Below are 21,539 nucleotides of genomic sequence, written 5' to 3'. Positions count from 1 at the left end.
ATTGATCGGGTCATGCTTTCAAGCCCGCGAGAATCCGCTTCGGTGTGAACGGGATGCGGCGGAACCTCACCCCGGTGGCGTCGAATACGGCATTCCCAAGAGCGGCTGCGGTTGGTCCCTGCGCCGCCTCACCCGTGCCGAGAAACGGTTCGCCGGGCCGATTGATCAAGATAACATCGATCGGCGGCACCTCTTCGAAGGTGATGATTGGATAACTGTAGCTCTTCCAATCCTCCGACAGCACACTCGTCTTGTCGAACCTGACCTCCTCCTTCAGCGTCCAACTCAACGATTGAATGACGCCGCCTTCGATCTGATTCGTGATGCCGTCGGGACTGATGGTCTGGCCGCTGTCGTTGGCGGCGACAACGCGGATGAGGCGTATACGACCATTCTTCCGATTGACCTCGACTTCAATCGCCACCGCTGTCATGGCGGCAAGATTCTTGTATCGCGCAAAGCCGATTCCCCGGCCTCGGCCTTCCGATTTGCGCCACTGATCCCAGCCGAATTTTTGCGCTGCCGATTTCAAGACGTCTCGCGCACGTTCATCCTTGAGGAAGCGCAGTCGGTATTCTACCGGATCGGCGCCCGCCGCGTGGGCAAGCTCATCCATAGTCGATTCGATGGCAAACACATTGGCGTAGGCCCCGAGACTACGGGTGGAAGACACGCGAAGCGGCATCTCGCTGATGAAATGCGTGACCACGCGTTGGGCCGGGAAATCATAGAGCGCTGTGGCGTTTCGATCGGCAGCGTAGTTGGGCGGACCGCCGTTCTCCGGCATTGGCATCGCAAACGGCTTTGCGAGATAGCGGGCCGAAAGCAGATTGCCAGGCTCACCATCCGGCCGCGTGCCATGCGGAGTTGACCAGAGTTCCAGATTCCAGGTGAGCACATCGCCACGATCATCCACTCCCACCCTCGTCTTGACGACCATGGCGGAGCCGTAAGGTTCCCATTTGTGTTCCTGCGGCCTGGTGTATTGCAGGCGGACAGGTTTGCCAGGCATCTCTATTGCCAGAAGTGCTGCGTCCGCGGCGGCATCATCTGCCAGGTTGTGACCGTAGCAGCCGGATCCGGGGATGTGCTGGCAGCGGACTTTCGCAGGATCGAGACCGAGCATTCGCGCAATCGCCTTTGCAGTTTCGAAAACGCTTTGGCTATGGGTCTGGATTGTTAGCATCCCATCATCGGACAGCGTGGCGATAGCCGCTGATGGACCGATCGAGCCATGCATTTGGTATGGCCGTTCGTAAGCCGCCTCGAAAACTCTTGACGGCGTGCGCGGGGCGCCCGCCGTCTCGTTCATGATTTCTTCGTCACGAGTCGGCGCGCTTAGGAGCCAGTCAAAAATTCCCTCATCGCCCGGTAGGTCGTTCTCGACGTCCCATTCAGCCCCCTTGGCCAGTGCCGATGAGGCGTCATAGGCCTGGTCCTGTCGGCTGGCGATGATCGCGAGGAAACTGCCGTTGCGCACGACCTTGAGCACGCCAGGCATCTTCTCGACTTTCGAGGTATCGACCTTCTTGAGCTTCGCCTTGTAGGTCGGGGGACGGACAACGGCGCCGTGAACCATTCCGTCCGGTCTTCGCTCCTGGATATACAGTGCTTGCCCCGTCATGATGGCCGGGATGTCGAGGCGCGGAACAGATGTGCCGACGTATTTATAGTCGGCGACGTCCTTTGGTTTGACCTTGCCGGTAGCCCTGCGCTCCAATTCTCGCCCGGTGACGAGCTCCCAATAGGTAATCTTGGCTCCGTCTTCGCTGCTGATCGTCCCGTCCTCTACTGTGAGGCTTGCAATCGGGGCTTTCAGTTTCTCAGCGGCCAGGTGCAGCAAAATGTGCCGTACCTCCGCCGCCGCCTGCTTTACGGCAGACGCGCAGTTGGGCATCGATTGTGAACCGGCGGTAACACCTTCGTTCGGCACCAGTGCGGTATCCCCCGAGATTGTTCGCAAACGCTTCAAGTCGATGTCGAGCTCATCGGCGCACACCTGCGCAACGGCCGTGACGGCCCCTTGGCCGAGTTCGACCTTGCCGATCATCAACACAACAGTTTCTTCGGCATCGATCCTGATCCAGGCACTCAGGAGGGGCGTATCCTCCAGATCGCCAGGAAGCTTCACCGCTTCGGCCGCGGCAGCGTGGCTGCGATTGCCGGCGATCCCGAAGGAAAGCGTCAAGAAGCCCGCTGCGCGAAATAAGTCTCGCCTATTGAGTCTGAATTGTTGTGCCATCGCGTCATGCCTCGTTGGCGGCACGCAAAACGGCCCGAACGACCCGGTTATGAGTTCCGCACCGGCAAAGATTGCCTTGGAGGGCAGATCGGACATCGGCGTCGGTCGGGTGGGGATTGCGCTCAAGGAGAGCGTGAGCTTCCATGATAATGCCGGCCGTGCAGTAGCCGCATTGAGCGGCCTGTTCGTCGATGAAAGCCTGTTGCAACCGGCTCGGGCGGCCATCGGTTGTGAGCCCCTCAAGGGTCGTCACCTCCAGGCCTTCCGCCGCCTTCGTCGGGGTAACGCAGGATCGGATAGCCTCTCCATCGAGCAGCACGGTACAGGATCCGCATTGCGCGCGACCGCATCCGAGCTTTGAGCCATTCACCCTGAGGTCGTTCAATAGAACATAGAGCAGGTCGGCCTCTTCAGGCGCATCGACGCTTACGTCCTTTCCATTCAGCCGAAACGAAATCAACTCAACCTCCTGCACGCAAACGACCTCAGCGTGATCGCTGAGGTGCGGTTTTTGGTCAGACCGGTATCTGGGTCAGATGGTCACGAATTCTCGACTTCTGACCGTCATCATGAGCTTTTTTCATTTTAGTGCCTTTCCTCGCCTGCACGGCCGGCCCCGGCCATGGTTTTGGTTCCAAGCACTTTCAACGCGAACTAATTCACTAACGCCAAAGGACGCGAAAAAATTCCCTGTTGCGGATAATTCCCTGCGTCGGTGCCATCGGATGCTTAATCAAATCGGCCTTGTTCGATGTAGGTCACGTTCGGCACGCTCTGCACCATGTCGCGCTCCACCGCGGCCATGGCGTCGTTGGCGGCGGTGGTCGGGCCGGCGCCATAGGCGGCCGTTCTAGATAGCCGTTCGGAACGGGCTTGAACGGCCTTTTCTGCTACTCTGGAGGAGACGTCTTTTCCAGCGGCAGCAATGGAGAGCCATGACCGGAATGCTCGCCTGATATCTGCTTTCGGCGTTTCAGGGCGTCTTGCCACAACAACGTGACAGCGCCCAACGGAGATGCATATGACGATGAGAACATTCGTTCAAGCTGCAGCCGCCGCGGCCGCGGCGACCTTGCCGGCACCCGCGATCGGCCAGGCCACCGCACCCATGATGCGTCCTATTCCGTCCTCAGGAGAACAAATCCCCGCGATCGGGCTCGGCACCTGGATCACCTTCAATGTCGGTGACGATCCGGCGCTCAGGGATGAATGCGCCGACGTGATGGGCGCATTTTTTTGAGGCGGGTGGGCGTATGATCGACTCCTCGCCCATGTACGGCTCGTCCCAGCCTGTCATCGGCTACGGCCTCGACCGGCTCGGCCGGCCGGAGACCTTGTTCTCGGCTGAGAAGGTCTGGACATCGTCCTCCGCGGGCGGGGCCGCGCAGCTGGAACGATCGCGCAGCTTCTGGGGTGTTCAGCGCTTTGACCTTGTCCAGGTCCACAATCTCGTCGCCTGGGAAGCGCATCTGCAGACGCTATTCGAGATGAAAGCGGCCGGACAAATCCGCTATGTCGGGATCACGACATCGGAAGGGCGCCGCCACGATCTGTTCGAGGAGATCATGGGCTCTCATCCTCTCGATTTTGTGCAGCTCACCTACAACATCGTGGATCGCGAGGCGGAGGAGCGGCTCCTGCCGCTGGCAGCCGAACGCGGCATTGCCGTGATCGTCAATCGGCCTTTCCGTCAGGGCGCGCTCACACGACGGCTTGACGGCGAGCAACTGCCCGGATGGGCCAAAGAGATCGGCACCGCAACCTGGGCTCAATTCATCCTGAAGTTCATTCTCTCGCATCCCGCCATTACCGTCGCCATCCCAGCTACCACCCGGGTCAATCATGTCCGCGAGAACGTGGCCGCCGCGCGCGGTGCTTTTCCCGACGCCGCCATGCGTGAACAGATGGCTGCCTACGTTCGCGATCTCTGATGTCGGAGTGGTGGACATACCGGCCTGACGATTTCCTGCTATTCTCCGCGCGCGTGTACTGGCGCATGTTCGAACTGCAGAATGAGGCGCTGTGGCCATTGCACCTTGTCACGGTCGCCGTGGGCCTGGCGATTTTTATGTTCCTGCTCCGGCAACCGAACCGTGATGGTGGATGGATTGGGCTTCTCCTCGCTGCACTCTGGATCTTCGTCGGCTGGACCTTCCTGTGGGATCGCTATGCGGCCATCAACTGGACGATCTTCTATGTCGCCCCGCTCTTCGCCTTCCAGGCGGTCGGGCTGCTGATCGCCGCCATCATGCCCGGCGGACTGGCCTTCGATCGGCGGGACATCGCCGGCTGGACCGGGCTGCTGTTCGCAGCCGCCGGCTTCGTCCTTTATCCGCTTTTCCCGCCCCTCGTTGGACGACCGTGGACAAACGCGGAAGTCTTGGGCATCGCGCCAGATCCAACAGTGATCGTGACGCTGGGATTGTTGCTTGCGGCACGCGGCAAATTGCTTCCATTGCTCCTTCCCATTCCTTCGCTTTGGTGCCTGCTCAGCGGCGTCACGCTTTGGACCATGGATGATCGGCAGGCCTGGCTGCCCCTTGTGATGGTCGCGATTGTGCTTGCGGCACTTGGGCTGCGGTCTTTGATCAGGCGACCTGCTTCCTAGGGTCCGCTCCGCCTCCATTTCGACGCCCCCGACAACATAATGTAATTGGAGCGGCGCTGCGGTCGAGCGGCGGCGGGGAGGAAGGGACGAACTATACGCATCGGTTGACCACGGGCGAAATACGTTTCTGCTCTGAACCCGGATGCTGCAGCAACGGAATGTTGCTAACGCCCTGCTGAACGCCAAGAGCGAAAGCCGACCATGCTTACTTTGTCTCAGACCCTCTCCTTTGTGGTCACGCGTTGATGATAGGAGCCTTCGTGTGGGGCCGTTTTCGATATGACCTTATCGCTGCGTTGGCTCTACTGCTCGCCCTGGCGGTCGGCGTGGTTCCGCTCGACGAAGCTTCACCGGATTCAGCGATGACATCGTCATTACTTCTGCGCGAGTTCGGGCTGTTGCCACTGGCGGAGCGCCGCGCCGCCCAGGTGCAGCAGATGTCTCAACTTTGGCTGACGTAGGCGCCGCCCTGCCGGGCTACGGAGCGCTGTCCCTCATCCTCATCGCCGCGATGACGGTTACGCCTTTCCTCAACAACGCCGCGACTGTGTGCTGGTCATGGCTCCGATCGCCGCTGGGTTTGCGACCAGCCTGCATTACAGGCCTCAAGCGTTTTTGATGGCAATAGCAATCGGCGCCGGCTGCGATTTCCTGACGCCTGTCGGCCATCAATGCAATGCTCTGGTCATAGGCCCCGGCGGATATCGCTTCTAGACTATTCGCGGCTCGGCCTGCCTCTTTCCGTCATTGTCATCATCGTCGCGGTCCCGGCCATGATGATCGTCTGGCCGCTGGCCTGATACGATCAAACGTGGACGTCCCGTGAGCGAGTTCTCGTCATCTTCCGCGACCAGATGGGTTGTTACGACAAGGATGGAGGGCTCGCCCAGAACCACGGTGTCCACGGGACCGCGCGATAGGTCCGTTCGCCCTATTGGGGGACGGAGACGGCCACCAACTTCGCTGCCCTGAGGGGTTAGGCCCGTGCTTCTCCGCAAAGAAACGATCGCCACGCCTTCCCGCACTGGGGACCAGTCCAGACGCCCTCTCGTGAGGCCCGCAGAGGCCAAATAGAAGAAAGAAAGCCCGGAGCGTGTTGCAACCGGGCTTCCTTTAGACAGGTGTCGCTTCTACTCGGAACTGACCAGCGGCTCCTACAACAGCCTATTACCTTAGCATTTCCGGTGTTGGCTTCCGACTCAGCCTAAAGACGTAAATTCTGCATTGTGCGGATGTAGGTTGACCTCTCGCCCCAGCGAAGTCCGGCAGCCCGATGGGCAACGCGTCACGCCGAGCGCAGGTGCAGCTCGGAACCCGAACTCATCGGCGACGCCAGTCGCAGGCATTCGTCTCCATCGTGGATCTCTGCCTTGCAGAGCGGGTCGATGCTGGTCATCGCCGGCGATCTTTACGGTGGCGATCAGACCTCGATGAAAACGGCGCGGTTCCTGGCGTCGCAGATGACTCGCCTGCACCAAGCCGGGATCAGGGTTTCCTTCGCGCTGACTGTTCTGACCGCCTCTGCACGCTCGGCATCCACCTTGGCTTGCCTGTCGAGGAAGAGTTCCGCGACGGCCATCACCGTCTCCGGACTGTCGCCAGGATCCGAACTTATGCCGATGCTCTCAAGCGCGCGGATCAGGTTCGCGCAGGCGTGTTCGATTTGGATGCGCCACGACGTCATGTCGCGGATATCGAAACAGCTGGAGCCGGTTCGCCGATGGCCTTCGCATCAGCGCTTACACCGAATCGGCAAAATCCATCGCCGATAACGCAACAGATTGCTGCCGGTCTGGGACGAAGACTGAAACGGAGTCGAAGTGGATCCAAACTTAGCAGTTATGCGCTTCCGACGGTTCGACTTGGTAAATCTCGATGGGGAGCCCGTCCGGATCGGCAAAGAAGGTGAATAGCGCACCAGTGTAGGGGTCGATGCGGACAGGTTCTATCGAAATGCCCTGGCTCTGCAGGTGCTCGACTGCGTGTGCAACCGACTCGACCGCGAACGCAAGGTGCCTCAGGCCGCGTGCCTCCGGTCGACTTGGGCGCGGTGGAGAGGTAGGAAAACTGAAAAGCTCAAGGCGCACTTCACCGCACTCAAGATCGCACTTCCAGGATTGCCGGTCGGCACGCCAATTCTCATCGACCACGCCGAAACCGAGTTGCTCGACGTAAAATCGCTTTGACACAAGGTAATCGCTGCAGATGATCGCGACATGATGGATGCGACAGAACATGTGCTTCCAACACTAGCTGAGGATCCGCGGCCACACCACCGGCAACGGCATCCGCCTGACGGCGGCACGGCGCACGCCGCGAGTGCGGGGCAAGGTTGCGGAAGGTGCCAAGCCAACCCCACGAGCCGCCGTAGCCGCGATGGAAAGATTCGAGCGGGGATATATCAAAGTTAAATGCGGGCGATAGGCGCCAGGTGTTAACCAACGCTCGGCGGGGGCGCTCATGCAGGAGACGCGCCCATGGAAATTCGAGACTTTCTTGGCAGGTTGTCGGTCGCGCTGCTGCGCCGCCGTGCTGCCACGTCACCGGCGCCGTCCGAAAGGCCTATCCGCAACTCGCTCGCCAACGTCCCGCTAAGGCCGCGCCAATTGCCACCACACAAACCACGGCCCCCAAGCCGACCGGCCAGCAATATGTAGCTCGATCCGCTGCAATCTCCTTTGGAGCGATCACGCAAGCATTCAACAAGGGAATTGAACAAACATGTCCACGGCCAAATCTTCTTCGATGCAAAAATTGAAACCGCTACAGAACCCCTTCCTGGTTTTGGGCGCCGCTCTATTTTTGTTGGCGCCATTCGTTGGATTGCTGTGGCGAACAAGAGAGTGGTTTGGCTGGTAAATCTATGACCAGATTCCTTCCTGTCACGATCAAATTTGTGGACGGCGGCACGATGGTGGTTTCATCGATCACCGATGCTAAAAAAGCCCTTGGCGGACGGTGGAAAAACAAGGAAGCGATAGCCTATGGGGCAGCCGTCCGGTTGGTGGACGACGCATTGAGCGGGATTTGCCGCCCGGCGGTTGCTTTCGCCACTTTCAAGGAAGCAGCCAAGGAACAAGGGCTGCTGAAACCGGAAACCCGAAGCTCTGCGCTTGTGATGCTGGACGAATTGTGGTCCCGGGGCGGAGGCTGAGCGGGTCATCCGGAATGGCTTTGAATCTTGATATCGGCGACGAGGTAACGCTGAGCGCCACCATCCTGAAATTGCTTCAGAGTGGTCGAGCGAGCGTCGAAATTCCCAGCCATGATTTTCCCTTCGCTATTGAGCCTCCAGCAAACGCCAAACCGGGAGACCGAGTTGCAGTCACGGGCCACGTCACTGGCGTCGACCTTGACAATGGCCGGGTGACAATAAAGGCCGGCGGCCTGGTCACCGTCGACATCATGTCGGTCTTAGCGTGGAAGCCATCACGCAACAGTTCGCGTTGAATAAGAAAGCGGTGCCCTTCCTGCGGTGGAACCTTGGTATCATCTAGGCTCGCGGTTCATGCTGAGATAGGTGGGATCGAATTCGGCTATTTGCACAAGCCGCTCCCAGTCCAGAATCGTTACTGTATGGTTCGCCCAGCCAATGACGCCGATGTTGCGTAGCGTGGCGATAACTCGGTTCATATGGACGACCGACAGTCCAAGCACGTCGGCCAATTCCAATTGAGACAAAGGAAGCCGGAAACTCATGCCGATCGTTCGTTTGACGCCCTGAAGTCGAATAAAGAGCTCGCACACAAGATGTGCCAAGTGAGACGTTTTTGACCGCCTTCCCATGGCCACGATCCATTCCCGGTGAATGGCCCCGTCAACAAGCGTATCCAACCACAAAAGGCGGGTCAGATGTGGCGCTTCCTCGGTGATGGCACGTAGCCGACTATGCTCGGCAACGATCACCCGGCAGGGTGACAGGGCGATGATGCCGTGGTCCATGGTCTTCAGCAGAAAGGCGTGCAGATCCACAAAATCCCCAGGCACCTGCAAGGACGTGAATTGCCGCCCGCCATCCTCTAGGACTTTGTATCGCGCAGCCAGACCGTCGAGGATCAGGGTGCTGTAGGTCGGCCGCGAGCCCTCCGAAACAATATCCTGCCCCGTGGCAAAGTCCTTTTCGACTGACATCGCACCAGCGAGTAGAGCCTTTTCATGTTCCGAGAGGGCGTCGTGCTGGCCAAGATTTAGATAAAGGGACTCTAGCATTCAAATTCCCTGCTGTGTTCGACCGCCTAGGTCAAACGTCGGAGATCGGGGGTGGTTGCAGGCAGCTGTGCGGTCCGCATTCCCCGGCATGTCCGGCAAAGGGCGTCGATCGCTACCTTTGAAGGCTAACGCTTTGGAACAATGATCCCGGGCGGGAATTGTGGATCTAACGCAGTCCCGGATGCTTGAGCCAATGGAACGCTTCTATTTCGACTTGTACAACTCGGAGGGCCCCGAGATGGATCGTGAGGGGCAGTTTTTCCCGACGCGCGATCGCGCGAGGATCGAAGCGCTCCGGATATTGCATGATGTTGCCCACGACGAGATGCCGGATGGCGATCTGATAGTGATCACTGTCAAAGTTCGGGATGAAAACCGGCAACAGATCTTCGAGGCGTCTCTCACTCTTGCCTCTGCCTGGAGTTGAGCCTTCGCCGCGTTGGCGTCTGCAAGGTTGTCCGCAGGAACATTCCAGATTGAGGCTGTTTCGGGATTGTTAGTGGATAGACACGATGGCTCACGATAAACGCCACTCCGAGGTCCTTGCCGAGTTCCTGCGACGCCAGTTTTCGAATGAGGCGGTAAGGCGCCATTTGCGCACCTGGCCCTTCTTTCGAGTTGAACCCCTTTTATCCGATCGGCTTCGAGCACTGCTCGACCGGTTGTCCCGAAAAGATCGCCGGGGCCGCTAGGCCGCCGAACAAATCTGCACCTCTGTCCGCCTTCGAACGGGCCGGCGGGGAGCGGCCCGAGCGGTTCTGACAGAGGGTTCCGCAGAACCTCGCTGGGGAACCAGATTCTCCGAGTCTGTGGCAACGAGCACCCCGAACGGTTTTCTTCATAGGGAAAATTGCCGTGATTCGAGCGCTACTGTGACTGAAGATCGTTAGTGTTCGCAGTCTCGCCTTCGAAGCTGACTTTCGTGCCCTTGTCTACCATTGATGCCAAGTCTTCGGCGTCCCAATTGGTAAGACGAATGCAGCCATGCGAAAAGGTCCTGCCGATCTTTCCGGGTTCGGGCGTGCCGTGGATGCCGTAGCTTTCGATCGAGAGGTCAATCCAGGTTGATCCAACGGGATTGTTAGGCCCGGCGGCGATGGTGAACGGTCGTTTGGCCTTCACTCCCTTGAAAGCGAACTTCGGATCGTAGTGATAGGTTGGGTTGTGCACCACGCGTTTGACCTCCGCCATACCGCTCGGCGCCGGCTTCTCCCCGCTGCCGATTGAGGCGGGGTAGACTGCAATCACTTTGCCGGAAGGAGCGAGTGCGCGCACCTGGCGGGCACTCTTGTCGACCTCAAGGCTGGCAACCGCGTCGGGAAGATCACTCCGCCCAACGTCGGGTACGACCAGGGCCGTGCCGGCCTTGCGGAAGTTGGCGCCAGGATTGAGCCTTCTCAGCAATTGCTCGCTGACATGGAAGCGCTCAGCGAGCTTCTCGACCGCGTTGCGATAGCCCAGCCTCGACAGACGCGCCATCCTCTCCATCCGCGGCGGGATACGCTTGGTGAACGGGCCACTCACATCCTTGCGTGTCAGCTCATAAGTTACCAGGGCAGGGCTGGCGGAGGTCGCCATCAGTCGGTCCCAGGTCTCCCCTTTCCTCTATGACGCAGCAAGGCCTTATCTGGTTCCCCGGGGCCGCGCGCAAGACTGCCGGGACCAATTTCGCTGCCGGTCGTGGGCCTTCTCCGCCCGACCCAACCAAGTTTGGTTGAATGCATGAACTAACGCTTGCCGTTCCCCGGCTTGCGATTATGGTTGGCGAGTTTCTGAGGCGGCAGGGGAAACGGATTTGCCTCGTCGACCAGCTCGATCGCACCTGCTCGGTCTGATCGCAGCCGCGGTGATACCCGTCTGGCTCTTCGCAGCCTATCTGCTTGGCCAATATGCCCTGCATGATCGATCCCGCTTCGAGCAGGATGCTCTGCAAACGGCCCGCCAGGTCTCGCTTGTTGTCGAGGGTGAAATCGCCAATCTGCAAACGATTCTCGACGGCCTGTCGAAATCGGCCGCTCTCGCGAATGGCGACCTGGCAGGCTTTCGTGGCGAGGCGCTCCGCGTTGTCCAGGGCACGGATCGGATCATTGTCCTGCGCGATCTTGGTCGCAATCAACTGTTGAATACAGAGATCGGTTACGGTGCGAAGCTGCCGCTGGTCGAGCCGATGTCGGCGAGGGATCGCGAGAAGCTCAAGGCTTCCGGAATTTTCGTCAGTAATGTCTTTGCCGGCAAGGACCCTCAAGACTATCGCATCTCCGTTGCCATACGGGTGCCGGTTCTGACGGGCGAAGACCTGCTTCTTTCGATCTCTGTCCCAACCGCCCGCATTCGTGATGTGATGATGCCAGCAGTGCCTGAGGGCTGGACTGTAGGCATTGGAGATCGCGATGGAACTTACGTGGCGCGTTCCAAGTCGCATGAGGAGATGACCGGTAAACCCGGATTGCCCGAATATCTGGAAAAAATCGTCGGTCGCTCCGGCAGTTTCACATCCCGCAACTTCGAGGGCACGACGCTGCTGGCAGGCTACTACAGATCCTCGTATTCCGATTGGTTCTATACCGCCAACGTGCCGCTTTCGGTGGTGCAAGCGCCGCTTTGGCGTTCGCTCGCGGCGATTTGCGGGATCGGCCTGCTCGCGCTTCTTGTGTCAATGGCCCTCGGGTACGTCGTTGGAAAGCGCTTCACTGTAGCGACCGCCGAGCTTGCTGCTCGCGCTGAGGCTCTGGGGCATGGCCGCACAGTTGAACCCTTGTCAACCTCGGTTGCCGAGTTCGCTGCTGTCGCGCAGGCGTTGGTTGACGCAGAGCGTGCCATCGCTGAGCGCCGGTATGAGTTGGAAACGGTGTTGGAGACGGTGCCGGCTGCGGTTTGGTTTACCTACGACCCGAAGGCTCTCCAAGTCATCCGCAATCGCTTCGCAGCGGAACTCATGGGTTTGCCGACGGACGGCCGTAAGTCGTTTGGCGCGCCCGACCTCGTGATCAACACCGTGGCAGTCAAGGACGGTCACACCGTGAGCCGTGAAGACCGACCGTTGAGCCGGGCAATGCGCGGAGAGCTGACCGACAACGAAGAATTCGCCTACATCCTTCCGTCCGGGATAGAGCGCTTCCTGCTTTCGAGCGCGCGGCCAATCCGCGATCCGGGCGGTAGCATCATAGGCGCCGTCCAGATCAGCCTTGACATAACCGATCGCAAGCGCGGCGAAGAGCACCGCAAATTGCTGGCCAACGAACTGAACCACCGCGTCAAGAACACGCTTGCAGTGGTCCAATCCATCGCAAGCCAAACGATCCGCAACGCCACCAGCTTGCCCGAGGCAGGTCGGACCCTGTCCAGCCGGCTTGTCTCCCTGGCAAAGGCGCACAACCTCCTCACGCAGAAGAACTGGAGCGGCGCCGATCTCAATGATCTGATCACGGCGTCAATCAACCCGCACGCGCGGATGGAGCGCTTTCAAATCAGCGGAGAGAAGGTTTGGCTTCCGCCCAACGTCGCGCTTTCATTGGCGTTGGCAATTCATGAACTCACGACAAATGCGATCAAATATGGAGCGCTGTCGAATGCGAAGGGCAGTGTTTCGATATCCTGGAAGCTCGCCAGTCAAAAACGCCATCGCCGACTGGAACTCGATTGGCGTGAAAAGAACGGCCCGACCGTCGGGCCTGTCGAGCGCAAGGGATTTGGCACCCAGCTGCTGGAGCGTGTATTCGCCTCCGATTCCGCTGGTCGAATTGTGCTGACATTCGAAAAATCAGGGCTGGTCTGCAATTTCCAGGTGAATTTGTCTGGATCGAATGAGGCTCAGGTGCCGAAAGCCTTTTCCTCCTAACTGCCTGCGGCCAGGGAGCTTCGTTGAGCCGTTAGAATTGACCACCTTCTATCCCTATGCACTGCGCACAAACGTTGACTACGTTTGGGGCAGATGGCGCTCGGCGACGCCGCCCGAACTCGTCAGAACGTGGCCCGCTCGACGGTCGCCCGGACACAGCGAACACTGCAGGTGGCTGGTGGCAACCCACGCTTGTGAACTCTGACCTGCTCGTCGAAATGCGCGAAGCATTGAGCGCAGAAGGCGAAGTCGCGATCTCCCGATCCCGCGCTGACATTTCCAGCTTTGTTGAAGCTTGATCAGCCAGACCGCATAACACCCGGCTCCTCGGCAGGTGGATCGCCGCTCGGCCGTTGCAACTCGGAACTGTCGCGCATTACGTCGGAGAAATTAACGATAGAAACCAAATAGCCTGCTTCATCATAAACCCTGATTGTCGAGCCTGATTGATCGGCGCCGGTCGGAGGGTCCACGATAGCTGCGCGGGGCGATTTCGATTGCTCTCGGGCTGGCAAGGTCTGCGCTGGCTAGCTCTTCCTCGAAAATCGTGGTTTTGCCGTCAGTGGTCTCAAAGCGGAACTTGGGCATAGAAACCTCCTGACCCACGCAATGCCCCGGTGGAAGTTTAACGCGATCAACGGCCTGTCTTGCTATGTGGGTCGGATACAGCCTTGCTCTCCGGCGAGCCGCGCTCACGAAGAAAGACTGCCATCAGGATGAGGATGGCGGTCGACAGAAACTCGCTTTGCCAGTTCTGAAAACTCTCAAACCAGAACGCACCGGAGATAGCGTGCTGTCATATGGTCTCGGGTTGTGCGCCATGCTGGAGCGCTTCTTCGGCGGCGCGGCGCGTGCTGTTCCACACATGCAGCACGAAAGTAGCGATGAAAAGCGCCAATAGCGCCAGGCCCAGCGAATGCGAATACACTGCCCTGGCCCAGCCGCCGGCACGCACCGGCCAAGGCGCATCGGTGCGGTTCTCGTCCAGAGCCGGATCGCGGTCTTGCCGGGAGGACTTGTCCGGATCCTTCGATTCGGCAGATCCGCGCTGGATCAAAAACGCGGTCAGCATGACGAAGGCCCATTTTTCCAGAAATTCACTTTCCCAATTTTCAAAGAGCGCCGAAAGGAAGGAGCCTGAACTAAGAAACATTGAAATACTGCGCTGCGCTTCGCCATGGAGGGCGCGTTCCTGATTGTCCGCAGCCCAGCCAGTCAGCGCCTGGCCAATGAGGCAGGCCAGGAAAATAGCCAGCATTGTGAGCACGAGGCCATTGTTTTTCAGAACAGATCGCATGCCGTCGCCGAGTTGAAGTCAGAGGCCGCAGTTGGCCAATGCTGGAACGGCTTTGCGTCAAACATTGTTCCTGTCTCGATCGTGATTGTCCGACCGTTCATCCGGCGCTTCCGAACCGGACCCCCTCGGTATGTGAAACCGGGCTGAAAAGAGTTTGTTGCAGTTCACCAACCGAATATTAGCAACCTCTTGACGATCGCCGACCGTGCTCCAGAATCTCTGTATGACGCGGGAACATAGGGGCATCGACATTGGCCACGAGGTGACGATAGGCGTCACCATTCTGGAACTGCTCGACAACGGCCGGGCCAGCGGGAACGTTCCGACCGACCACTTCCCCTTCTTGATCGACGCGCCGAAGAAGGCCAAGCCGTCGCACGAGTTGGATCTCACCAGACACGTCACGCGGGTCGATGACGAAGATGGCAAGGTGATCGGGAAGGTCGGCGGCGTGCTCGCGGTCGATCAGGATTCCCTGACGAAATGGAAGCGCGTCCGGCCGCTGCTTAGCGATGAGCAAAGGTAGGACCAACAATCCCGTCACGGCTGTCAAGAACACCGGCCATGCGCCGTGGGTAAAGGACCCCAAGCATTTCGAGATCTTCCGTGACTACTGGCGGTGGATCTACGAGCGCCACCGGATAGCGGCGGCGGTGGTAGCCGTGCCGCTCCTGTTCGGTATCGTTGGACTTGCCATTCGCTATGCAGCGGTGGCTTCAACGTTGGTAGAACCAGGCTTCGAACCTTATGCTCGTGCGCTCTGCCGTTGGGATTGCCACTGGTATGTCGATATTTCCGAACGTGGCTACGAGCGCTTTCCCATACCGAACCAAAGCAATGTCGGACGATGGGGGTTCTTTCCACTCTATCCGACGCTGGTAGCGGCGATCCGGTCGGTTTTCCCTTTTCCAACGATACTGGTCGCGTCGATTGCCTCGCTTGCATGCAGCTACGCCGCATGTCTGGTTGCATGGCCGCTGCTGGAGAAGAACATGCGGGCCTATGTGCTGTACTGCGCTTTTCTGCTCAGCGGCCCGTTCTCCTTCCACTTCACCACGTTCCTTTCCGAACCGCTTTTCGTGCTCCTGACCTCGTGCGTTTTTCTGGCACTCAAGCGCTCCAGCTATCTCGTCGCGGGCGTTTCATCCGCGCTCCTGTCGGCAACCAGGCTTGTCGGCGTCTTTGTTGTATTTGCGACCGTCGTTCAAATGTTCCGGCAGCATCGTGAACGAGGCGGCTCGACATTCTCCTTTCCACGCTGGGTGCTCGGTCGACCGGATCTCCTCGTTGCGATCTTTATCTCGCCTGCCGGCTTGTTCGCTTACATCCTGTTTTTGTATGTCACTGTCGGCGACGGCTTTGCGTTCCTACACGTCCAACGCGCGTTTGGACGGGTGGCTGGAAATCCGCTCCTCTTTCTATGGGACGGGCTCTCGGCGGTTCCGACGACCGGATGGCTGCCCACGGCGCCGCAATGGAGCGCGCTAGCGGCGATCGCCGGGCTGGCGCTGTCGGCTGTGCTGGTGGCTCGCAGGCAATATGGTGCGGGGCTCTTCTGCGCGATCTGCATCATCCTGCCATTGATCACGAATCTGGCCTCCATGGTCAGATACGTCATTGGGCTTGCGCCTCTGATAATGTTGGTGGCTGTCCTGTTGTCGGCGTCGAAACTGACTTGGCTCGCCGCTTTGGTTCTCTTCTTGCATGCCTGCTATTTCATGACGGCGGCATGGATTGGAGGCTACCTTGCCTTGGTCTGACGCCCTGGCCCCCTATGGACGTGCGGTCTCGTTTGGCGGCTATGCGGCTGCGACGGTTCTGGCCGTGTCCGAGATCGCCGTCCTCGCGCTGGCTCTCAATCCAAAGGTCAACGCTGACTATCGTGCCTATTACATCGATCGCACGACGACATGCCTCAACCGCGATGCCATTGGCAATTACACCCTTGGCCAGACGGTTTCCTTCCGGTCCGACGGCGCCAAACAAGCAGCCGGCATGATAGTTTGTGGCTGGTCGGGGCCGGTAGCCGACGGCACGCACTCGCTGGGCGAGACCTCGCGACTTCGTCTGCGGATACCGCCACTGCACAACGGTCTTACGGCAACGCTACAAATGGCCGCCGTCATTCGTCCGCCACAGATCACGCAACGGGTGATGATCTCGGTGTACGGCGTTCCGGTGCATAAGGTCATACTGTCGGGCAAAGAACCGACGACGGTCTCGTTCGTCATTCCGCACACGGCCTTTGGGAACGCGGAGACAGTCGAAATGGCCTTCGACTATCTCGATGGGATTCCGCCCAGCCCGGCCGCAAGCAATATCTACAAACGCTCCATCAAGTTGGTGTCGTTCAGGCTTGACGCCGGTTAGAACATTATTTTCTCGAGCGGATCATGCGGAGCGATTTGGCTGATCTGGACTCCGCTCGGCAAAAACCCATCGGTCAAGCACGAAGAAATTGATCGCGGGGACAAGTAAGCAAGTAACCAGCACGGGAATGATGAGCGGCAGGCCCAGCTTGACCGTCAGCAGCGCCGGCGCCCCGTAGGCGATTGCCAGGCCTGTTGCCGCCAGCAGGAGAAAACGCGGAGCTTCAGATTGATGCGGTCCGCCCGACACGAACGTTACGGATTTGTGAGCCAGATACGAGAACAGAGTGGCTGCGGCGTATGCAGCAAGCGAGGCCTGGATGGGCGTGAAGCCGATCCGTTCCGATTTGGTGAAAATGGCAACCAATGCAGCATACAGGATTGTGGCGGCGATGCCGACCAAGCCGAAGCGCGCCAAAAGCCTCAGGGCGCCGCCACGAACAGGCCGATGCTCAGACAAGCGCACTACACGCATATTGTGCTCCCAGCGGCAGGCGCGCCAGCGCGCGCTCGACTCTTCGGGCGAACGGCTTGGCTGACGGCAACAGCAGGAAGTGCTCGGATCGGATGTTCCTGAAGCCTGCTTCTTGAAAGAGGGATGCTGTTTGGGCTGCGCTGAGCAGGACCGCGTCCTGGTCGAATGGACACCGGAACACCGCGAGACGCGTCAGCGGATTATAGGGATTGTGCTCAATGATGCAGGCGACGCCGCCCGGGCGCACGACGCGCCGCATCTCCCGAAGGAATTCGAGCCATGAGGCGGGTGGAACATGATGGACGACGCAACTGGCGAAAGCCATATCGAACGCGCCATGGTCATATGGCAAGTTCGGCGTGTTGCAGGCCCTGTAGGAGACGTGTGGATTGTCCTGGCTGGCGCGCAGGATCGATTCTTGCGAGATATCGCAGCCATCCAGGCAGTCGAAAGCGCCTTCGAGATAGGGATGGAGCGAACCGATGCCGCAGCCGACGTCTAGCGCCCGCACACGCGAGCCGCCGTGACGAAGCTCTCGCTCGACAACAATGCGTCGCAGCACGTCGGCCTTCGCCACTAGAAAGAAGTCGTGCTTAAGGCCGGAAAACTGGATCGATCCTTGGACCGCCTCGCCATAATTCAATCTATAGCTGTCGAAGAGTTCGGACATTGGCCGAGACTCCATTCCGGGGTTTGCGAAACGATCGGCGGCTCTCACCAGGGGAGGCACGCATCGCCTCGTCAAAGCCGGTGAGGCGATCAATCACGTAAAGCGGGCGGCGTTTGACCTCGGCGTGAATGCTGCCGACATAAAGTCCGACCACGCCGGTCATGAAAAGATTGATACCGCACAGGAGCGACACGATCACCACGGTGGAGGTCCAGCCGGCAATAATGCCGGTTTCAAAGATCCAGGCGAAAATGGCGTAGGCGCCAAAGACTATGGCAAGCGTCGAAATGGACAAGCCGCCCCAGAGCGCCAGGCGCAGCGGTTGCTCTGAGAAGCTGACTATGCCGTGCACGGCAAGGTGCACCATCTTCCAGAATGGGTATTTGGTCTGCCCCAGGGTCCGCGCTGGGCGTTCGAAAGGCACCGCCGTTTGCTTGAAGCCCATCCAACCGAACATACCCCTCACGAAGCGATCTTGTTCGGGCATCTGTCTAAAAGTTTCCAGCGCTTTGCGTCCGACCAGGCGGAAATCCCCGACGTCGCGCGGGATGTCGACTGACGTCATCTTCTCGAGCAAGCGGTAGAAGAGACTTGCCGTAAATCGCTTGAACCAGGTTTCGCCCTCGCGCTTGACGCGGCGGGCATAGACAATCTCGAAACCTTCCTTCCACTTCGCCACCAAATCGAGAACCACCTCGGGTGGGTCTTGAAGGTCGGCATCCATGACGATAACGGCATCCCCCTCGGCGGCGTCCATGCCGGCTGTGATCGCGATCTGGTGCCCGAAATTGCGGGAAAGCTCGATCAGCCGGAAACGAGGCTCGTCGGCGACCACACGCCGAAGGTAGCTAACGCTGCCATCGCGGCTTCCGTCATCGACGAAAATCGCCTCGGTCTCTCCGTCTAACCGGTAGATCAGCGACCTGATCCGCTCGACCAGCCGAGGCAGCACCTGTTCTTCATTGTATATCGGCAGGACCAGCGAGTAGCGCGGCATCGACGGCGCATTCACCCCCGTCCTGATGCTTTGGACCACAGAATTTCGCATGCGGGTGAAATGAAACGGGCGCCCCAAAGTTCCATAAGTCATTCCTAAATTAGAGAAATTTTGTGTATGCGGCTCGTCGGTGTCGGAGAGGCTGCGTTGCTCGCACGTTCAAGTGGTCGACGATTTGGTGCCCGAGGCATCCATCGGTTGGCGGTTTCACCCCACGAGACCGCCTTCACGATGTTCGACTGCGTGGATGATCGCTTCATAGACGCTGCCAATCTCTTCATCGATCTCCTGAATCGGGATGCCCTCGGCGTCGGCAGCCCGCATTGCCTGGTCTGCCAAATCGGTCACGAGCCGGCCAAGGTCGTCGATTGACCCCTCCGGCATATGTTCGGAAATCCATTTGTGCAGAAAGTCAGCGCCTCGCGTGCTCATCGGCAGTGGGCCAGATCTGACGATCCCTTTCCGGCGCCAACATTAGGATGACGACAAGCCTCGTGCGTCGTCGTGGCATTTACAGCAATTGGGCCGTCAGCCGTAGCATTTCTCCTTTTCAGCCCAAGACCTTCGGGTGCCGAACGTGGAGTAGCTTCAAGGGTTCCGTGGCTGGCCCTCAGTCGCATCCAATTGCGGACTTAGGTCTCATTTCGGCATCCACCCTGGCCGGCCCATAACATCTTGATCCGCCCGTGAGAGGAGGGCGAGACAGTTCCTCCCAAATGTGATTCTGCGGCGGGAGGGAAGACGCGTTACGCTGTGTGGTCAACGAAGAGGAGATGACGAATGAAAACGTTCCTCTCAATAGCCGCCGCACTGGGTCTCACCATATCCGCCGCTTCCGCAGAGTGCCCCGGGCATTCGAAGGTGTAGGCGTCGGTCGACACACAGACGACCGCGAGCGTCGAAAAGGCCGACACGTCGAGTTCGACAGATAATACAGATATTAAGGAAGAAGTGCCGCCGAAAGCCGAATAGCGGCAACGCCTGCAACAGAGGCCACGCGGCCGTCGGGCAGTTCCCGGTGTTGGAATAAGCCCGAAAATGCAGCTGCCAGGTAGGACTCTGCCCACCCGTTGGCCGCACCTTGGCAGCGCACCAATGGTGGCCCCGCTTTCGCAAGCCTCGCGCCCGTGGATGACGGCAGGCTGGCTTGAAGTCTGCCCCAAGATTCTCCTAGTTAAAGTCTTGGCGCAACCACTCGGTGGCGGGCGCGTTTGTGCACAATGGCTGCATCGATTGGAGGGAGGGGTTCGCCAACGGTTCCAGGGACAAGCGCTGACATCGCGAAACGCACCGAGGTGCGTTGGCTCGCGGCGTGCTCATCCTTGGAAGTGTGTTCCAGTTGCGCAGGCGTCCAGTCGGCGCTCGATCCGGCCGGTGAGGAAGCGCACCAGATCGCTCAACTGTTCTGGCTCATGGCTACTGTCGGCGGTTTTATCTGGCTGGCGGTCGTCGCCCTTCTCGTCCACGCGACGCGCGCCGCGAAGCGGCTACAAGGTGATCTTCGTGCCGTTTGCGGATGGCAAGCCGTCGGGGCCGCCACAAGACGTGCTCACCGGGTTTCTGAGCAAGGACGACAAGGCCCTCGGCCGTCCGGTCGGCGTCGCCCTCGACCGAACTGGCGCGTTGCTGATCGCCGATGATGTGGGGAACAAGATTTGGCGGGTGGTCCCGGCGACAGACTAGGCCGGCGCATCCCCGCGGGGCGCCCGGAAGGAATTGGGCTCATGGATCGAAACGACGGCGGGGCCGAACGGATCGTCACCGTTTTCGGCGGAACAGGATTTCTCGGCCGCAGGCTCGTGCAAAGTCTCCTGGAGAAGGCGTTTCGGGTGCGCGCGGTATCCCGCCATCCACATCGCGCGAAACCTAAGGCGGCCGCGACCGCGCCCAACATGCCCGAACCGATCGAAGCCGATATATTGGACGCTTCTTCCATCGGATCGGCCGTCACCGGATCATATGCCGTCGTGAATGCGACCAGCCTCTATGTCGAACATGGAGATGTGACGTTCGAACGCGTCCACGTTAAGGCAGCCGCAGACCTCGCCGGTGCGGCGCGCGCAGCTGAAGTCGAAAAGTTCGTCCAGATTTCAGGGATCGGCTCCGATCTGCGGTCGGACTCGACATACATAAGGGCACGGGGGCAAGGGGAAGGGGCGGTAAGGAATGCTTTTCCCGGGGCGCTCGTCGTCCGGTCGGCCGTCATGGTCGGGCCCGACGATGTCTTCCTGACGACGCTGATGCGGCTGGTCCGGCTCCTACCGATCTATCCGCTGTTCGGCGATGGCGCGACACGGCTTCAGCCCGTCTATGTCGGGGACGTCGCCGAAGCGATAAGCCGGCTGATCGAGAGAAGCAACGAAGAGCCATCGACCTTCGAGTTCGGCAGCCCCGCGTCCTGAGTTACAAGGAACTGGTCTGGGAAATCGGCCGAAGACTGGGCACGCGCCCGATGCTGGTGCCGATGCCATTTGCGGTGTGGAATTCCATCGCAGCCATGGCTGAGTTCGTTCCGGGCGCCCGATCCAGCGCAACCAGGTCGATCTCATGCGCGTCGACAACGTGGCGGCGATCGACCTGCCAGGTTTGAGGGAAGTCGGAATCAAGCCGCGCGACATTCAGGAGGTAATCGGCATGATCGAGCACTCTGGCGACTAACCCCCCCTCGTTTGCAACTACTGTGCTCTGCGGCCGTAGGCCCGGGAACGTTGGCTCTGCAGGAATTTCCGGCGGCGTGATCGGTGGGATCTCCGGAGGTCCTCTTCCCGGCTCGGGAACGGGATTAGGCGAAGGGGGGAGGCACGCCCGGCGGCTCGTCGGGCGGGGTTTCCGGA

Annotated in this window: 24 protein-coding genes and 5 pseudogenes; 14 read left to right on the top strand and 15 right to left on the bottom strand. The window is 59.5% G+C overall.

From position 1 onward, the window contains the following. Positions 1 to 10 precede the first annotated feature (10 nt). From AC04SI_RS07800 to AC04SI_RS07790, 3 genes are all read right to left on the bottom strand, one after another. Positions 11 to 2,242 (bottom strand): xanthine dehydrogenase family protein molybdopterin-binding subunit, encoded by a 2,232-nt coding sequence (locus AC04SI_RS07800; protein ID WP_404275999.1) that lies wholly within the window; start codon positions 2,240 to 2,242, stop codon positions 11 to 13. A gap of 4 nt (positions 2,243 to 2,246) precedes the next feature. After that, complete coding sequence (locus tag AC04SI_RS07795) at positions 2,247 to 2,702, bottom strand: (2Fe-2S)-binding protein (RefSeq protein ID WP_488474073.1); 456 nt, start codon at positions 2,700 to 2,702, stop codon at positions 2,247 to 2,249. 269 nt (positions 2,703 to 2,971) lie between these two features. After that, positions 2,972 to 3,232 carry a hypothetical protein gene (locus AC04SI_RS07790; RefSeq protein WP_488474072.1) on the bottom strand — a complete coding sequence of 87 codons (261 nt, stop codon included), beginning with the start codon at positions 3,230 to 3,232 and terminating at the stop codon, positions 2,972 to 2,974. 25 nt (positions 3,233 to 3,257) lie between these two features. Between AC04SI_RS07790 and AC04SI_RS07785 the strand changes: the two are divergent. The 5 genes and pseudogenes from AC04SI_RS07785 to AC04SI_RS07765 form a co-directional block, all read left to right on the top strand. Continuing rightward, positions 3,258 to 4,173 (top strand): annotated as a pseudogene (locus AC04SI_RS07785) (aldo/keto reductase). Then, the gene (locus AC04SI_RS07780) at positions 4,173 to 4,850 is read left to right on the top strand and encodes a DUF6064 family protein (protein WP_404275995.1); all 678 of its coding nucleotides are present in this window, start codon (positions 4,173 to 4,175) and stop codon (positions 4,848 to 4,850) included. The pseudogene AC04SI_RS07785 and the gene AC04SI_RS07780 overlap by 1 nt, the downstream one beginning before the upstream one ends. A gap of 245 nt (positions 4,851 to 5,095) precedes the next feature. Continuing rightward, a complete protein-coding gene (locus AC04SI_RS07775; protein ID WP_488474071.1) occupies positions 5,096 to 5,311 on the top strand; it encodes a hypothetical protein in 216 nt (71 codons plus the stop codon). 8 nt (positions 5,312 to 5,319) lie between these two features. Further along, positions 5,320 to 5,650 (top strand): annotated as a pseudogene (locus AC04SI_RS07770) (SLC13 family permease); the annotation flags it as partial. 516 nt (positions 5,651 to 6,166) lie between these two features. Continuing rightward, positions 6,167 to 6,343, top strand: a pseudogene (locus AC04SI_RS07765) (DNA repair exonuclease); the annotation flags it as partial. On the opposite strand, the gene AC04SI_RS07760 reads toward AC04SI_RS07765, so the two are convergent. Both AC04SI_RS07760 and gloA2 read right to left on the bottom strand, forming a co-directional pair. Further along, positions 6,271 to 6,534, bottom strand: a complete 264-nt coding sequence (locus AC04SI_RS07760; protein ID WP_488474070.1) for a hypothetical protein — start codon at positions 6,532 to 6,534, stop codon at positions 6,271 to 6,273. The pseudogene AC04SI_RS07765 and the gene AC04SI_RS07760 sit on opposite strands and share 73 nt — an antisense overlap. Positions 6,535 to 6,682: 148 nt before the next feature. Next, positions 6,683 to 7,087 (bottom strand): SMU1112c/YaeR family gloxylase I-like metalloprotein, encoded by a 405-nt coding sequence (gloA2, locus tag AC04SI_RS07755; RefSeq protein WP_488474069.1) that lies wholly within the window; start codon positions 7,085 to 7,087, stop codon positions 6,683 to 6,685. A 626-nt stretch (positions 7,088 to 7,713) separates the two neighbouring features. Between gloA2 and AC04SI_RS07750 the strand changes: the two genes are divergently transcribed. Both AC04SI_RS07750 and AC04SI_RS07745 read left to right on the top strand, forming a co-directional pair. Further along, positions 7,714 to 8,004, top strand: coding sequence for a DUF982 domain-containing protein (locus AC04SI_RS07750; RefSeq protein ID WP_404275989.1), 291 nt, complete (start codon positions 7,714 to 7,716; stop codon positions 8,002 to 8,004). Positions 8,005 to 8,018: 14 nt separating this feature from the next. Next, positions 8,019 to 8,300: a hypothetical protein gene (locus AC04SI_RS07745; protein WP_404275987.1), complete on the top strand. Its 282-nt coding sequence runs from the start codon at positions 8,019 to 8,021 to the stop codon at positions 8,298 to 8,300. Between the two features lie 39 nt (positions 8,301 to 8,339). Here the strand turns inward: AC04SI_RS07745 and AC04SI_RS07740 are convergent, their stop codons facing one another. Beyond that, positions 8,340 to 9,059, bottom strand: coding sequence for a Crp/Fnr family transcriptional regulator (locus tag AC04SI_RS07740; RefSeq protein ID WP_488474068.1), 720 nt, complete (start codon positions 9,057 to 9,059; stop codon positions 8,340 to 8,342). 193 nt (positions 9,060 to 9,252) lie between these two features. On the opposite strand from AC04SI_RS07740, the gene AC04SI_RS07735 reads away from it, so the two are divergent. After that, complete coding sequence (locus AC04SI_RS07735) at positions 9,253 to 9,486, top strand: DUF6894 family protein (protein WP_404275984.1); 234 nt, start codon at positions 9,253 to 9,255, stop codon at positions 9,484 to 9,486. A 440-nt stretch (positions 9,487 to 9,926) separates the two neighbouring features. Here the strand turns inward: AC04SI_RS07735 and AC04SI_RS07730 are convergent, their stop codons facing one another. Next, positions 9,927 to 10,637, bottom strand: a complete 711-nt coding sequence (locus AC04SI_RS07730; protein ID WP_404275982.1) for a L,D-transpeptidase family protein — start codon at positions 10,635 to 10,637, stop codon at positions 9,927 to 9,929. 217 nt (positions 10,638 to 10,854) lie between these two features. Here AC04SI_RS07730 and AC04SI_RS07725 point away from each other — a divergent pair, with 217 nt between their 5' ends. After that, positions 10,855 to 12,897, top strand: coding sequence for a sensor histidine kinase (locus AC04SI_RS07725; RefSeq protein WP_404275980.1), 2,043 nt, complete (start codon positions 10,855 to 10,857; stop codon positions 12,895 to 12,897). A 420-nt stretch (positions 12,898 to 13,317) separates the two neighbouring features. Here the strand turns inward: AC04SI_RS07725 and AC04SI_RS07720 are convergent, their stop codons facing one another. Together AC04SI_RS07720 and AC04SI_RS07715 are read right to left on the bottom strand one after the other, a co-directional pair. Further along, complete coding sequence (locus AC04SI_RS07720; RefSeq protein WP_404275979.1) at positions 13,318 to 13,485, bottom strand: hypothetical protein; 168 nt, start codon at positions 13,483 to 13,485, stop codon at positions 13,318 to 13,320. A gap of 46 nt (positions 13,486 to 13,531) precedes the next feature. After that, positions 13,532 to 14,194: pseudogene (locus AC04SI_RS07715) on the bottom strand (DUF6766 family protein). A gap of 205 nt (positions 14,195 to 14,399) precedes the next feature. Between AC04SI_RS07715 and AC04SI_RS07710 the strand changes: the two are divergent. Genes AC04SI_RS07710 through AC04SI_RS07700 form a run of 3 tightly spaced genes read left to right on the top strand, consistent with a single transcriptional unit; the run spans position 14,400 to position 16,564 of the window. Then, on the top strand, positions 14,400 to 14,720 hold the full coding sequence (locus tag AC04SI_RS07710; RefSeq protein ID WP_488474067.1) for a hypothetical protein: 321 nt from the start codon (positions 14,400 to 14,402) through the stop codon (positions 14,718 to 14,720). Next, complete coding sequence (locus AC04SI_RS07705; protein ID WP_404275973.1) at positions 14,707 to 15,954, top strand: hypothetical protein; 1,248 nt, start codon at positions 14,707 to 14,709, stop codon at positions 15,952 to 15,954. The genes AC04SI_RS07710 and AC04SI_RS07705 overlap by 14 nt, the downstream gene beginning before the upstream one ends. Then, positions 15,941 to 16,564: a hypothetical protein gene (locus AC04SI_RS07700; protein ID WP_404275972.1), complete on the top strand. Its 624-nt coding sequence runs from the start codon at positions 15,941 to 15,943 to the stop codon at positions 16,562 to 16,564. The genes AC04SI_RS07705 and AC04SI_RS07700 overlap by 14 nt, the downstream gene beginning before the upstream one ends. A gap of 21 nt (positions 16,565 to 16,585) precedes the next feature. On the opposite strand, the gene AC04SI_RS07695 is transcribed toward AC04SI_RS07700, so the two are convergent. The 5 genes from AC04SI_RS07695 to AC04SI_RS07675 all read right to left on the bottom strand — a co-directional run bounded on the left by AC04SI_RS07695 (position 16,586) and on the right by AC04SI_RS07675 (position 20,171). Next, the gene (locus AC04SI_RS07695; protein ID WP_404275970.1) at positions 16,586 to 17,038 is read right to left on the bottom strand and encodes a GtrA family protein; all 453 of its coding nucleotides are present in this window, start codon (positions 17,036 to 17,038) and stop codon (positions 16,586 to 16,588) included. Next, positions 17,016 to 17,708, bottom strand: coding sequence for a methyltransferase domain-containing protein (locus tag AC04SI_RS07690; protein WP_488474066.1), 693 nt, complete (start codon positions 17,706 to 17,708; stop codon positions 17,016 to 17,018). Before AC04SI_RS07690 ends, AC04SI_RS07695 begins: the two co-directional genes overlap by 23 nt. Further along, the gene (locus AC04SI_RS07685; protein WP_404275966.1) at positions 17,683 to 18,705 is read right to left on the bottom strand and encodes a glycosyltransferase family 2 protein; all 1,023 of its coding nucleotides are present in this window, start codon (positions 18,703 to 18,705) and stop codon (positions 17,683 to 17,685) included. The genes AC04SI_RS07690 and AC04SI_RS07685 overlap by 26 nt, the downstream gene beginning before the upstream one ends. Positions 18,706 to 18,912: 207 nt before the next feature. After that, complete coding sequence (locus tag AC04SI_RS07680) at positions 18,913 to 19,137, bottom strand: DUF768 domain-containing protein (protein ID WP_404275964.1); 225 nt, start codon at positions 19,135 to 19,137, stop codon at positions 18,913 to 18,915. A gap of 884 nt (positions 19,138 to 20,021) precedes the next feature. Continuing rightward, complete coding sequence (locus tag AC04SI_RS07675) at positions 20,022 to 20,171, bottom strand: hypothetical protein (protein ID WP_404276480.1); 150 nt, start codon at positions 20,169 to 20,171, stop codon at positions 20,022 to 20,024. Here AC04SI_RS07675 and AC04SI_RS07670 point away from each other — a divergent pair. After that, positions 20,167 to 20,388 (top strand): annotated as a pseudogene (locus tag AC04SI_RS07670) (sorbosone dehydrogenase family protein); the annotation flags it as partial. The gene AC04SI_RS07675 and the pseudogene AC04SI_RS07670 sit on opposite strands and share 5 nt — an antisense overlap. Continuing rightward, entirely contained in the window at positions 20,361 to 21,107 is a 747-nt protein-coding gene (locus AC04SI_RS07665) for an NAD-dependent epimerase/dehydratase family protein (protein WP_488474065.1), read from the top strand. The pseudogene AC04SI_RS07670 and the gene AC04SI_RS07665, both read left to right, overlap by 28 nt. A 1-nt stretch (position 21,108) precedes the next feature. On the opposite strand, the gene AC04SI_RS07660 is transcribed toward AC04SI_RS07665, so the two are convergent. Then, the gene (locus AC04SI_RS07660) at positions 21,109 to 21,351 is read right to left on the bottom strand and encodes a hypothetical protein (RefSeq protein ID WP_488474064.1); all 243 of its coding nucleotides are present in this window, start codon (positions 21,349 to 21,351) and stop codon (positions 21,109 to 21,111) included. Positions 21,352 to 21,539: the final 188 nt, after the last annotated feature.

The organism is Mesorhizobium sp. CNPSo 4689 (assembly GCF_057784325.1).
The sequence above is the reverse complement of the archived record's forward strand: the minus strand, read 5'-3'. Positions and strand labels throughout refer to the sequence as shown.